Genomic DNA, 14470 nt, shown 5'->3' with positions numbered 1-14470 from the left:
TAGGGGGTAGGAGAGTAAAAGGGTAGGAGGGTGGGGGGATGAAGAGGGGATATTATTTCTTGGCAAATCCCTAGGTGGGTAGATCAATCGGAGATGTTATTTGCTCGCAAGATCCCTTGGTAATGTATATCGGGAAGGTAATGTATATCGGGAATGCATATCTGCTGAATGCATACTCCCTTGAGCAATGATGCATCTGACGATAAATCTAACGTAGTCAAAACGGTTGTCAAGACAACCACTATAGTTACAATCAGTGCATTCCTAAAGAATCAACTTTTTTGTTGACTCTTTTGTTGACTCTCATGCTTAACTATCGCTTGGTAAATTCTTGATTGACTTTAACTTTGACCTTGTCCAGCTCATTCTTAAGAATATTTTTGCTTAAACCTGGATCGCCGACGGGTCGCCAAGTGGGACTGAGGATTGCCCACTCTTGCAAACGGGACTGTAACTGTGCATTAATCGACATTTCTAAAACCAATGCACATTTTTGAGGCACTTCTTGGGCAAAGATTAACAGGTAATATTTCCCTTGAGCTCCTAACAAGTGAAGAATTTCTTGGCCTTGGGCTGTCCGCAAATCGAGAAAATGGGAAAACCAACGGGGATCCCGTCCCTGATGGCAGGCGTGATTGTAGATTGCCGTTGTCCAAATGGCTAAGGGATAGGGCGATGGCAAGCAGAGCACATTTTTGTAGATGCGGTTGTAGAGTTGATGCAACTTGAGCTCTTTGATTTCTTCGTAGGGCAACATGGCCCAGACTAAGGGGACTTGCTTTTGGTAAATTTCTAAATTGCGAAGAAACGTAATGGCTCCGATCGGTTTATCCTGGGGCCAAGTCGCCACGCGATACAACTCATCCAAGACAGAAGTCGTACCCCGACCGCGAGAAGTGCTGCGACGATCGACCCCATCCGCCCCCACGAGCAAAGATTGCCGCATCAATGCCCCATTAATCCGATCGCTCAGGCTACGATTTGCCTCATAACGTTCTTCTAGAGGCTCAAGGGATTTTAGGATGTCGATCGCGGTTTGAGGCCGATCCTGGGGATTTTTAGCCAAGCAACTCATGACCAATGCTTCCAAGGTTTTTGGAAACGTCATTCCCGGAGCGACGGCAGACAAGGGACGAGGGGGGTGGGAGGTATGGGCTCGATACCATCCTGCGAAAGAGTGGGTCTCTGCATGGATTGGCAGTTTCCCCGTCAGCATTTCGAACATCATAACGCCCAGGCTGTAGATGTCCGAGCGAACATCCAATTCCCGACCTTCCATTTGCTCTGGGGAAGAATAAACCATCGTCCCCATATAGGTGCTGGTTTGGTTGCTATCCTCTTGCAGCAGCTTAGAAATCCCAAAATCGAGTACCTTGACCAATTCCCCCAAACTCTGATCTTGAGTCACTAGCATATTGCTAGGTTTAATATCACGGTGAATGATTGGACAAATCGTACCGTCAATGTCAATACCTTGGTGGGCGGCTTGGAGTCCTAGGATAATTTGCCGAATGAGGGAGAGAAAGCGAGGGAGGGGCAGGGGTTGCCGCCGGATGATATCGCTGAGACTTTCTCCCTGCAAATATTCCATGACGTAATACGGCACATCCTCATGGTTTACGTCATAATCCGTTACTCGCACAATATGAATGCTTTTTTGTCCTAGTTGGGCACAGATGCTCGCTTCCGTCCAAAAGCGATCGCGCATTCTTCGGTTTAGTAATGTTTGTGCCAAAAATTTAATAGCGACTACAGCGCCTAGGCGGGTATCTTTTGCTCTGTAGACTCGGCCCATTGCACCCTTACCTATCAACTCCAGTAGTTGATAGCGGTTATTGAGAAGATCGCTGTTGGGTTCGGGCATGGGGATCAACAAAGTGTGCACGGCGCAATACTAATAGTTTAGAGCGTGGAGTTTAAGAGCGTGAGGAGTTGGATAGGTTGTTGGCGATCGAGGTTGTCGGGATCATTAGGATTTGAGTCGGTACCGGGTCAGTAATGACGGCACTGATAAGGGGCCCTTCAGGTTTGACAATCCTTTAAACAAGCCACAAATGCTCTGGAAGATGCACTGAAATAGCACTGAAATAGTTAGTTTGAAGTTTTGAATAAGTTCAGAGTCCGCTGAGATCAGTATGGACATCAGGTTTTGGAAAACTAACGTTGCTAAAGATTTCCTGGTATTGGGTTTGTACTGAGAGTGTTGATCAAGGTAGCGGAAAAGTTGGGCAGAACTCCGCGATCGTACGAATTATCTTCCATAGGCATTATTCTGGAGAACACAATTTGCAAAGGCCCTGTTGCAAAGGCCCTGTTGCAAAGGCCCTGTTGCAAAGGCCCTGTTGCAAAGGCCGTGACCAGAGCTTCTTGTCGCAATGCAAGAAAAGGTTCTCTGGAACGGATCCTGCGGGTTTGACAGGATTGCAATTACAGGATTGATACATCCCCAATCAGAAAGACTCCGGGAATTTTGGTGAACTAATCAGCCAGCATGGATTGTGGGGGCATTATGAGGCTGGGGGAACCCCGTTGAACCCCCGTTGTAAAGACTTCTTAGTGGCTACTCTGGGCGCGTTATGAGGGGCGTCTGAGGGGCCATGATTGAATGCACGCAACAAAAAACGAGAGGACTGGTGTAGCCTCTCGTCAGCGAGAATCCTTGCTAGCAGAAAATCGATTAGTTCAAGGTTTTGACTAACTGTTTAATCTTGGTTTCCTGTTTATCCATAACTTGGTCAGGGAAAGACAGATCGATCATCAGATTGCCTCGATCGTCTCCTTCGCCGTAGCCCACCCGATCGACTTGGGCTAACAGCCGGCGAGGTTTCATGTCATTGGCATCCTGGCTGATCAATAATCCTACTAACGGTTGTCCCAGATTGAGTTCTTCAATGTCCGCCACACTGTTACTCAGACTAGTGGCTGACATTTCCAGCCGCAGGCTGCGTCCCCCAATTTCCACAGCCCGAGCCCCATAGAACGACCCTTTCCAATAGAGTTGTGCAAAGGCATTGATGGGTTTGCGCACGCGCATCCGGCTGGTTTCTGGACGGCGGATTTGGAAGGCACGTTGGAGACTGGTGGTAATGAACCGGATCGACCCCAGCGGATCATCGGACTGTTCCCGCCGTTGGGAGTACCACTCCTTGACATCGGAATAGATGACGATCGCTAAAGCATCCAGTTGCGCTTGGGTCGGATTGACAAAATCTAGCGTCACTACCAGTTGGGTGTCTGTCACGGGCAAGGCTCGCACGACTTGACCTTTCAGGAAAGCACGGGTGCCATAATCGCCCACTAATTCGACTTCCACTACATCCAATAAATCTGCCCAGGAATCCAGCACTACCTGACAACCTGTCTCACTCACATTGAGGGTAGAACCTTTCAGCGTATTGTCTTGGCTGTAGATGACAGCGGCGAGTTTACGATCGAGGCGGTGCGATCGGCGCAGTTGTGGTTGCTCAAACGCAACTAACACCGAGGCCACAATCAAAATCAAGTTGAAAAAGCTCCAGAACAGGTTGACCAAAACCGCTTCTGCCGCATCGGGCCGCAGCCACAGCCAGAAGGGAGCCGCCACGATCGAAGCCACCACCAACGCGCCTGCAAAGACCAGTCCCCGCGAGGATTGCCAGTCAAAACTGCGTTTCGTCACTGTTAAGCCTTTGTCCGTTACGTTGAAGGAACCCAATTTGGGGTTAATCAACGCCAGAAAAGTCACAATGCCTGCATGGAAGGACATGGCGAATTCATAGATTTCATTCCAGAAGGAAAATCGCACATGTTTGTAGGTGATGAAGTTGGCGTAGGTGGAGATGATGAAGTGGGGCAGGGCATAGGCCAAGGTTTCCAGCCCGAGACCCCGAATGGGGTTGATGCCAAACACCAAGAACAACGCCGGAGCGATCGCGTACATCAATCGGGGAAAGCCAAAGAAAAAGTGGGATGTGGCACTGAAGTAGCAAATCCGTTGGGGCATGGAGAGCTTCAACCTGGGATTGAACAGGGGATTTTCAATCCGCAGAATTTGCGCCATGCCCCGCGCCCACCGTACCTGCTGACCGACGTAGGCCGAGAATTTCTCCGGAGCCAGACCCGCCACCATGATTTTGTCGTAGTAGACGGATTCATAGCCTAGGGCGTGCAACCGCAGGGAGGTGTGACAGTCCTCCGTCACCGTTTCCACCGCAATGCCCCCCACTTCCAGCAAATGGGACTTGCGCACGATCGCCGCTGAGCCGCAGAAAAAGGCCGCATTCCAAAAGTCGTTGCCCTTTTGCAAAACTTTGTAGAACAATTCATTCCCCACTGGAACTTTGCCGCCAGTTTGCAAGTTGCGTTCAAAGGGGTCGGGGTTGTAGAACCAGTGGGGGGTTTGGACAAGGGAAACTTTGGGTCTGCTGAAAAAGCCGACGGTTTCCTTGAGAATGTTGCGAGTGGGAATGTGGTCGCAATCCAGAATCAGGACTAACTCCCCCGGTGTGCGTCGCAGGGCTGTGTTAATGTTGCCCGCTTTGGCGTGGTCGTTGTTGTCTCGGGTCAGCAGGGTACAGCCTAACTCGGTGCACATTTGCCGCAGTTCTTCCCGGCGGGCTTTGAATTTCTCGGCCCGTCCATCGTCCAGGATATAAACATTTTTCCGGGGATATTCGATCGCTAACGCCCCGAGGGTTGTCTTGCGAACAATGTCCACATCTTCGCTGTAGGTGGGAATGTAAATATCGACTAACGGCAACCGATCTTCGGAAATTCCCGCAATGTCGATGGGTTTGCGATCCTTGAGTTTCAGCGTTTGGAAATAGGACAGTCCCAGGGTGAGAATGGCATACAGTTCCGCTATGTAGAGCAGAATACTAAACACCGCATCCACCCAGCCACCGGTCAGGTTAAGGGTATAGTTTGTCCGGTAATAGAGATAGCGGAAGGTGGTAATTAAACTGAGCCAGACGAGGAAGAGATGGAAATACTCACTGGTGCGTCCGGCGGCTTGCTTTTGTTCTACTGCGGTCACCAACCAGGCCAATCCCACCAAAATGACAGCGACAATGCCCTGCTGGGGAATGGTGAGGGGGGTGATGATCAGTGGCAGGGAAAACAGCGCCATAAAGGCCATTAACCACACCAGTTGACTCCGCCCCAAGCGCCCAAACAGACGATCGAAGAAATTGGGAATCAAATCCACCAACCACTCCACTACCTGAGCACTTTTGCTGCGGGGGCGGCGGGTGCTTGGGTTGGGTTCGGGTAAGTTGGGCGAACCGTTGGACATGGAACTCATGGGGACTCTCCCGCAACACGCTTGAGGTACAGTTGGGCAATGCCATACAGCAGAATCGATAGTCCAATAATGCCCGAAGGCAGCAACCACCAATTATTTTGGAAGACCCGCCGCATCCGACTGATGGGATTGAGGTTCTCTAGGCTCCGCTGCTCCGATTGCCGGAAGAACTGGAACTGGTAGCCGTTGCTGTCGTAGGGCGAGGTGTTGGGGTTGGCGGAAATGATGGCGGTGTCGTCTTGCAGTTGATAGAACCAACTGTCGTTGTTGAGGACATCCTGCACCTGTTTTAGTCCCCCTTCTGTTTGGGCAGTGAGGGCTAGGATGACCCGATCGCTATTCCAAGGGGAGAGTACCGTTTGGACGACCCCACCTGTGTCGGGCAATGTTTGGATTTGGGTTTGTTTAAACTGGCGGGTCAGACCATCCAGCAATTTAAAGCCGTCCTTTTCCTGGAAGACTTCCGGTAAGGGGAAGCGATCTCGGGTGCCAATGCCGACGAGATGTTTAAATTTTTTGGTGGAGTCCTGAAGCTTGCTAGTGGTGTAGACTTCCTGTCTCGCAGATTTGGCTTGGCTGATGCGGCCCATGCGTTCACTCAGTTTGAGCAGGGTCATCACTTCTGTTTCCGAAGGCTTATCTGGCAGGACGATCGCCATGCGGGACAAGTCTTGGGGGGCGGCAAAGGGATAGCCCGTGGTGAACAGCTTCAAATCGGGTAACTGCACAGAAATCTCACGGTTGAGATTAAAACTACTATCCTTATGCAGGGTGCCCCAGAGTTGCTGATCGGTAATTTGGCCGCACTGTTCAGGTGCTTTAGGCACCAGTCGGAAATCCACCCCAATTTTGGAGGTGGAGGTGATCAGATCTGCGGGTAGGTCTACTACAAAGGTTTCTTGACTGGCTCCATTGTCGTTAGAGAGCTTTTTGCTGCCGATGCCAATGCCATCCACCACCACGGAAATGGTCGATTTGCTCGTGTCCACTTGGCCGCTGTAACTGTAGCGAACGGTCATGGTACTGCCGCGAATGAAGCGATCGTCCGGCAAAGCCCGGAAATCAAAATCAATTCGGGGGGCAGAGGAGCCGCGCACGGTGACATCTTGGAAAGCTTTGCCATCATTGCCCCGCAGATCGCTGAGATTAAACTGGCTGCGACCGGGGAGATATTTTGGCCAATCACGCACCGCAGGAGAGGTGATTTCAGGGACTTGATCGCTGGTCACGAGGATGAATTGGCCGGTGCCAATTTGACTGTCCTGGGCTTGTACGAGGAACTGGGCTGCTTTGGTGACGCCTGCTGGACTATTGCCGGAAATCACCAAGACGGGCACAGAACCATTTTTCAAAGTACTCAGGGCCAGAATGCCGACATCATCGGGCAGGGGGGCTTTGTCCGCTTGCAGAAATTGTTTGCCTGAGATGGCTAAGGGCAGTTTGAGCGACTTCAGTAAGGGCTGTTCGTCCGGAGTGCCAATAATGACTAAGCGATCGTTCCATTGGAAGTTTTTGGCTTCTTTGACGAGAGTGGTTTCCATGGGGCGGAAGTCCGCAAGGCGACCCATATAACTGTGGAACCGACTGGCCGCCTGTAACCATTCCGGATTGGTCTGGGCTGGCATCAGGTAGTTAATTTTTGCTGTATCTAAGGCTAAGTTGTCAAAGAAGGGATAGGGATAGCGGCTGAAGTCGAGGGGAAAGCCCTTGGTTTGGTAATCCATGACGACTTTGGAATCGGGTAGCACCTCTGTCCACAGCTTGTCGTCCTGGGCGCTAGAACAATTGCTGGTGTTTTGCTGTTGGGCCACCAGGGTGATTTCGTTGTAATCCTGCAGCAGGTTGGCGGGAATTTCAACGATCGATTCGCCAATTTGGGCTTGCTTGAGGTTGAGGGGAATGCTGCCCACACTGGTGTCATTCACCCGCACAATCAAGTTGGATTTACCAGCGGCCAAATCGGGGGAATGGCGAAACCGCACGAGGACTTTGGCGGTTTTGATCTGCCAGGTGCGGGGGCGGGTGAACCCGAGGCGAGATTCGGCATAGACGCCCTGGAGCCGAAAGCGGTTTCCGATCGCCGGACTGCGGTTAAATTCCAACACGTAGCGATTCAGACCGCTCAGACTGGCAACTTCCGTGGCAGAGGTGTCGTCTTCCAGCTTGTCTTTAGTGGTATCGGTCGGTTTGTCAGACTCAGGTTTATCGGAGGCGTCGGGCTGGGCTGGGGCGGGTTCGATCGGGCGACTTTCCACCGGGGCGCGTTCCGGAGCCGGTTGAGCAGGGGCAGGGTCTGGTGCAGGTTGATAGACCGGCGCGGGCGGCGGCGCAGAGGGTAATTTGTAGTTGCGAATTACCTGATCTTCCTGTTGTTGAATTCCTTGGCTCAAGGCAATCCCGCCAGGATCACTGTGGGACAGTAGCACCACAAGTCCTGTGAGGAGGCTCAGCCCCCCCAAGAGGCACGATCGCAACATAAGGGGAGTCCAGCGGGGCTTTACGAAACGAAAACGGCGGGAGGACGATCGCTGCTGGGTGGGGGACAGGTTGGGATGACGCTTTTTCATAACGGCTCAGTCTGTTTGCAAGAGGATGGGGTTCCTAGGATTGGCTCAAGTCTCGGGTCTAGCGTGGTTGTTCTAATTTCGACTGTTGGTTCTCTAACTCCTTTGTTGCTTTAATTCGGTGGTTGCTTTAATTCAGTGATTGATGCCGTTGGTGCTTTAACTCATCGGTTGTTTAAATTTATGGAACTCTGACAGCTCAGAAAATTGCCCTTGCAGAGCTTGGGCGATCGCTTGGGGCGGCAGCAATCCGAACCAAACGAGATTTTGCGTATAGTACGCTTTATCGTTGTCCCAAAAGCCTCCTCGATAGCGAGGGAGCAATTTTTGTTGATAGATCTCCTGGGCTAAGGCCGGATTGACGAGTTGATAGGCGGCGTAGAGCATGCCGTATTGAGAAGTGGCATCATACTTCACCAAGGGATTGCCCTGAAGATCAAGCTGGGCGGGAATTTTCCTTTGCGATCGCCACAGGGATTCGATCGTGGCCAAGTGGGTCTGCAAATATTGCGTGGCCCGAGGCTCGTTGTACAAAAAGCCATCTAGAGCCACGCGCCACCAAACGCGACTGGCATCAAATCCGTACTGGCTCAGCACTGGGCTGGGTTTAACCAAGGCTTGGTATTGTCCGGTGTCGGCATCGAGGCCGATCCAATCACTGGGCAAGCCTGCACTGGACACCGTGGCGGAGGCTTCCAAAATTTCATAACTGGTCTCCACTAGGGCCAACCAATCCCGCGATTGATCGACTTCAGCAAATAGGCGAAAGGCATAGGGCGCAAGGTAGGAGGGATTCAGGCGCACTAAATTACCCTGCCGAAAGGCAATCATCGGCCCCGGTAGCAAATAGCGTTTGTCTTTAACCACCGTGGTTGAGTGCTGCCAGATGTCCTGCAATTTGGTTTTCGCGAGGGCCAAATACTCCGGTTTTTGCCAGCGTTGGGCCGCCAGGATTAAGGCGAAACAGGCATCAATATCGGCATCCACCGCAAAGTTAGGATCTAACTGTGTCCATTGCCCATCTTTCTGTTTGCCCCATTTCCAAGCCCAGAGGGAATCGAGGGTTTGCTTTTGCGGGGTTTCGCGGCGGAGATTTTCTTCGGCCCAGCGCAGGGTTTGCTCAAAGGTGGTGGGATCGTTGGCAAACACCGATCGCCACATGGCATAGGCTTGGCCTTCGGAGGTGGATTTTTCCTCGTCTTCCCAGTCAATCACCCGGCCATCTCCTTGGATAAAGCGTTTGCGGTAGGACTCCCAGCTTTCCTTGAGCAGGTTGCGACTATTGGGGGCAGGACTCACGGTAATGGCGGTATGGGGCACAGGCTTGAGGGTGGGTTTACTGGGCGTCGATGGCGATCGATCGCAGCCAGCCAGCCCCAACCAAGGCATCACCCCTAAAAGAATCGTGAACAGAACAACAGGACGCATGGCTAGTACCTTTCCCAGGGGGGTTGGAAGCCCCGTTGTTGCAGATAGCCTTCCTGGATTTCCTGTTGGCGACGCACCAGGCTGGGATCGGGAAGACTGCCTTGGGTCATTTGCTGTTGCATCTTCAGCGCTTCTAGGCGATCGAGGGCCTGTAACGGTCTTCCCGAGGCGGCACTCAAATCCGCCAGAGTTCGCTGTACCGTCGTATTTTCCGGTTGCAGCACCTGCACCAGGGTATACAGGCGTTCGGCGGAGGCGAACTGGCGCTGCTGGAAGCGCACACCCCCCAGGGCCGAGATGGCATCGATATTTTCCGGTTGCAGGTTCAGCACCGCCGCGTAGGCTTGATCGGCTTGGTCTAAGTTGCCGAGGGCTTCCGCTAGCCGCCCCCGCAGAAACAAGTTACTGACCAAGTTACCGCTTTGCATCTGGGCCAGGAGACGGTTGGCCATAATCTGCGCCTGGACGGGATTGCGCGCCGCCATCACCTGAATCCAGCGCACCTGCACATCGGCATTGCTAGGATTAGCCGCGACCAGGGCTGCATAGAGCGGTTCGCGGTAGGCGCGGGCGGGCAACAGACCCACGAGGGTGTACAACTCCTGGGGGGTGTTGGCAGGGCGGAATTGCAGGAATTGGTTAATCACTGCATCGGCGTCAAACTCGCTGATCAGTTTGGCTTGGTAGGCGATCGCGGTGCGGCCTAGACGAATCGACCAGTCGTTGGGGTTGCGCGCCACTAGTTGATCGTAGAAATACAGCGCTTCCTGGGGCCGATTTTGCGCGAGTCGGATGCCCGCTAGACCGCGCATGGCTCCGTTGATCAAATCCACATCCTGGGTGCCGCTGGCGAGTAAGGCTTGGTAGCGCTGGGCTGCAAATTCCAGGTTGCCTTCCCGGCGATCGATGTCCGCTAGCAGGAGTTCAACCGCGAGATCCTGGGCTCCTTGGGGGGTGGCGCGGTAGGTCGCTAAGGCTGCCCGAGCATTGGCATAGTCGCCTCGTTCGATCAATAGTTGGGCAATGCGGAAATGCAAAAACGGCTCATTCACCCCGGCTTGCAGCAAGGATTGGTAGACGGGCAGTAATTCCGGGTCAGGATCAATGCGGGTCAGGGCTTGGGCGATCGCCAACAGTTGAGCCGGGTCACTGGGCAAGGGCTTGAGTAACCCCCGCAGCCGTTGGGTCACTTCCGCTCTGGGCAGCGTCCCCAAACGACTTTCCAAGGCCAGGAGTTGCAGGTTTAGCACCCGATCGTTGGGATTCTGCTGCACCAGTTGTCGGAACAGCGCCAACGCCGTTTGTTCCTGGCCCCGAATGCCGCTGAGCACGTCCGCCACCTCCCGCACTAAGGAAGGTGAAGGATTGGGGGTTGATTGCAGAACTTGTTGGTAAAGCGTTGCAGCCTCGGCTTGCAAGTCGGGACGCGCCTGCTGACGACCGATTTCGTTTAAGGCTCGGGCCAGAGGTAAGCGGGCTTCATCGCGGCCTCGCAGGGGATCTAAGGTCGCCAATGCCTGGGCGGCTTGTTGGTTGGCCAAGTAGGCTTGGGCCAGTTCCGATCGCACTTGGATGGCGTAGTCGTTGAGTTGTTTGGGTAACTGGGCTTCCAGAACTTGCACGGCTTTGCTGGGGTTTCCCGTTTCCCGCAAGGCTCGGGCGTAGGCGATCGTGGCATTACCCGTAATCGCTTTGCCGGAGACTTGGCGGTATTGCTCAAACAATTCCAGCCCCCGTTGGGAATTGCCGCTGTAGGTATAAATTTGCGCGGCCCCTAACAGGACATCTGCCGTCGGTTTGCCCGCCCGCAGCACCTGCTCGTAGTCGGCTAGGGACTCGCTAAATTTGCCCTGGTAGCCATAGAGCAAGGCCCGCTGGGCTCGGGCTTCGAGATCGTTGGGTTGCAATGCCAGCAGTTGGGTCAGGGCTTCAATTCCCTTGGTTTGCCATTCTGGCTTAAACCCACCCAAAATCCCGATACTGCGCAGGGCCAAAATATTTTTGGGATCTTGATCTAAGACCTTTTGATAGGCGGTAAAGGCGTTGGCATCCTTCCCGGCTCGACGGTAGGCGATCGCGAGTCCCAACTTTGCCTCAACGGAATTGGGATAGCGTTGAATGGCCTGTTGAAAGGTGGCGATCGCCTGATCGACCAAGCCCTGGCTCAGTTGGGTGTAGCCCTGCCGCACTTCGATCGGAACAGTTTCCGCTTGGGCCACAATTGTTTCCGATGGCGGAGCCGCAGAGGAGGCGCTAGGGGATTGGGCGATCGCCGCATTGAGCGTTGCTAATTGTGCTACAGGGAGTCCGGTAAGAATCGCCAAGAGGGAGGTTGCCCAGGAAACCCGTCTGATTTGACCTATGGAATGGGAAAGTGTCATCGAATCCCTTCAGCCTGCATATCTTGCGAGAGGTGAGTTAAGGAGCGTTGCGAGGGAGCGTTATGGGGATGCCAATTCATGCTGTCAACTTCTTTCCACCAAATCTGTCAACAAATTATGTCCGCTTACGGGGTCGGGAGTAGGTTTGGTGAGTGACAGTTGAGGAATTAGGGTTGATTGACCAAGCCCTTCGGTGTGATATCAAATTCTGTTTTCAGCCGTACCCCTGCCACGATGTCAGAGAAATCATTGCGGCCTTGTAACGAGAATCCCAGGCGTAAATTGGGCAGGAAGCGAAAGTCATAGAAGACTTCCAAGGCGTCGGGTTTCCGTTCGCCCGATCGCGCCCGGAGTTTTTCGTTGGACAACCCGCGACCGTAGGCAACCCCTAGACGATCGTCCTGGGAAAAGACATCCAGGAAACTAATCCCACCGCTAAAGGTATCGCCCCCGGTGTCCAGATCTAAGTTGTTGTACCGACCATAGCGGGCAAAGGCTCCCATATTGCTACCGGGAAAGAAGATTTCTGCGTTTACGCCGTAGGCTTCTTCTCGATCGCCGCGAATGATCCCACTTTGGCCATTACTACGGGGCAGTTCAAAAATTCCGGCTGGCCCATCCTTGGAGCCTGCTTCCCGCCCGGTGGCATAGGTTCCACGAATAATGGTGTTGCCGTAGCGCAGCCCCAATTCCCCCGCGAAGCCATCAAAGCTAAAGTCACCCAAACCCCGCGCCGACGAAAATGCAGCTGCTTTCGCTTCGATGTTATCGGTGAGGTTCCAGTTCACTAGGAGTCCGGGGCGGGAAGACAGTCCCACCGCAGAGAGGGCGGGGTTGGTTTGGAAAATCGAGTTAAAGAAGTGGGTTGCGCCGTCCTTGGCAAAGCTGTTGCGATCGAAGTAGGACGTAAGATCTAACTGCCCCACGGAAAAGCGGAGGTTGGGAATTTCCGGTAGGGAAGTGGCCAAGTACAGTTCGTTGACGTTAAAGCCATCGTTGGGGGTATCGGTAAAAGCATTACCTGTGCTCAGATCAAGGCTGGCCCCAAACAACACCCGCGAACTGAGGGGATAAATGCCTTGCAAGCGGGCACGGGCGGAACTTTCGTCGGCTTGATAGAGATAAGTCCCTTGCAGCGTCAGTTTGGGCTGGGTCAATGCCGTACTGCGGAATAGAGGTCGATTGGCCGTTTGCAGTTTTTGGGCAGAACCCGGTTCCAGTAAAACCCCTTCCCGATCGACAGGAGCTTGCAGGGGCTGGTTCGTGATCGTTCCTTGCTGGGCCAAGGCGGGCGCTCCATAAATCCCTGGATTCACCTGCTGCACATTCACGGGTGCAGAAAGGGGTGGAATAATGCCGATCGAGGGCATGGGTTGAACATAGCCCATCTGCGGAATTACCGGATAGGCAGGAGCCGCAGGCATCATGGATGCAGCAGGAGGAGCCATGGGCACCCCTGGAGCCGATTGCATCAAATAAGGATTAGCCATAGCCGGATAGCCATAGCCTGCGGTGGGATAGGCACCGGGATACGCCCCTGCCCCCGGTTGGGGGGGATACTGGGGATACTGGCCTGCCTGGGGATACTGGGGATACTGGCCCATTTGAGGAGACATCCCAGCCGGATAAGCGCCTACAGGATAGCCATAGGGATTGGGGGGAGCGGCGGGTGGTGCGCCATAGACAGGTGTGCCATAGACAGGTGTGCCATAGACAGGTGTGCCATAACCGCCCGGTGCAGCCCCGTAGGGATAGCCCATAGGAACTTGGGCCAGATTTGGGGCGATCGTGTTCGGGGCGATCGGCGTGGCTGGGCCACCCATGGGGGCCATGGGATAGGCATAACCGCTGGGTAAGGAAGAGGCTACACCAGAGGGAATGGGGGCGGCGGGAACGGGTAAGCGGTTGACTGTGGGAATTCCGGCAGGTTGGGAATAGGGGGTTTGGGGATAGGGGGGTTGGGCGGGGTAGGGAGCGAAATAGCCATAACCCATCGGCTGTGCATAACCCATCGGCTGTGCGTAACCCATCGGCTGGCCGTAACCCATTGGCTGGCTGTAGGGATAGCCAGGAACATTGCCGGGGAGAGCATAGCCTGTGGGTAAGCCAGGATTAACACTGGGAAGAATGGGGTTCGGTAGCGCATAACTCCCAGCCGTGTTAGGTGGCATGGGCGTTGGAGAAGGTTGCCCGATCGCTTGGGCAATCAAGGGTTGGGGTGTGGTAGTTAGGGTGACTGCTTGCAAATTAGCGGGTATGCTGCCCACCCAATTAGACTGATGGGACGGACTGACAACCCTGGAAGCCACATGCTGAGGTTGATGGGGCGCAATGAAGTTATTGGGGATGCCCCGGCTCGATTGAAGCAGCTGACCGGAGGTGAGGGGAATCCGATCGACACTTGCTGGGGTCGGAGCCAATGACGAATGGGTGGGCTGGCTGGGATCGTCGATCGGGGGCGTTTGGGGTAAAAAGGCGGGTTCTGCGGGAACGAGGGTGCGATCGCGACTTCCCAAGTCCTGGGCTAGGGTCAATTGTCCCGCCAAGCTGGAAATGTAACTGGCTTCGCTGAGGGCTGCGTGGGAGAGGGAAGCTGAACGGTGCAGAGATGGCGACCCAGGCGAACCCAGCCGCAGAACTTTGGCAACCTGGGTGTCAGGACTAGTCTGGGTAGGGGCTTGGGCTAGCGGTAGAGGTGTCGCGGGTGACGGAGCTTGAGGCTTTAGCAAAGCCTGGTGGGGAGAGGGTGGCTGCTCTGGGGCGATCGCTGAAGGAGCCACCTGAGAAGGGGCGGCGGCAGACTCTTATACACATCT

The 14470-nt window shown here is 54.0% G+C and carries 6 protein-coding genes; all 6 read right to left on the bottom strand.

The features are described 5' to 3' along the window. Positions 1-313: 313 nt before the first annotated feature. The gene (locus ACN4EG_RS25080) at positions 314-1864 is read right to left on the bottom strand and encodes a serine/threonine protein kinase (protein ID WP_431633022.1); all 1551 of its coding nucleotides are present in this window, start codon (positions 1862-1864) and stop codon (positions 314-316) included. Positions 1865-2677: 813 nt separating this feature from the next. Further along, on the bottom strand, positions 2678-5281 hold the full coding sequence (bcsA, locus tag ACN4EG_RS25075) for a UDP-forming cellulose synthase catalytic subunit (RefSeq protein WP_431633021.1): 2604 nt from the start codon (positions 5279-5281) through the stop codon (positions 2678-2680). Further along, positions 5278-7848, bottom strand: a complete 2571-nt coding sequence (locus tag ACN4EG_RS25070; RefSeq protein ID WP_431633020.1) for a cellulose biosynthesis cyclic di-GMP-binding regulatory protein BcsB — start codon at positions 7846-7848, stop codon at positions 5278-5280. Before ACN4EG_RS25070 ends, bcsA begins: the two co-directional genes overlap by 4 nt. Positions 7849-8004: 156 nt before the next feature. After that, the gene (locus tag ACN4EG_RS25065) at positions 8005-9273 is read right to left on the bottom strand and encodes a glycosyl hydrolase family 8 (RefSeq protein ID WP_431633019.1); all 1269 of its coding nucleotides are present in this window, start codon (positions 9271-9273) and stop codon (positions 8005-8007) included. Between the two features lie 2 nt (positions 9274-9275). Further along, the gene (locus ACN4EG_RS25060) at positions 9276-11654 is read right to left on the bottom strand and encodes a tetratricopeptide repeat protein (protein WP_431633018.1); all 2379 of its coding nucleotides are present in this window, start codon (positions 11652-11654) and stop codon (positions 9276-9278) included. A 167-nt stretch (positions 11655-11821) separates the two neighbouring features. Further along, the gene (locus tag ACN4EG_RS25055; protein ID WP_431633017.1) at positions 11822-14434 is read right to left on the bottom strand and encodes a hypothetical protein; all 2613 of its coding nucleotides are present in this window, start codon (positions 14432-14434) and stop codon (positions 11822-11824) included. Positions 14435-14470: the final 36 nt, after the last annotated feature.

Origin of the sequence: Alkalinema pantanalense CENA528 (genome assembly GCF_050753345.1) — a bacterium.
Lineage (GTDB): Bacteria > Cyanobacteriota > Cyanobacteriia > Leptolyngbyales > Leptolyngbyaceae > Alkalinema > Alkalinema pantanalense.
The sequence above is the reverse complement of the archived record's forward strand: the minus strand, read 5'-3'. Positions and strand labels throughout refer to the sequence as shown.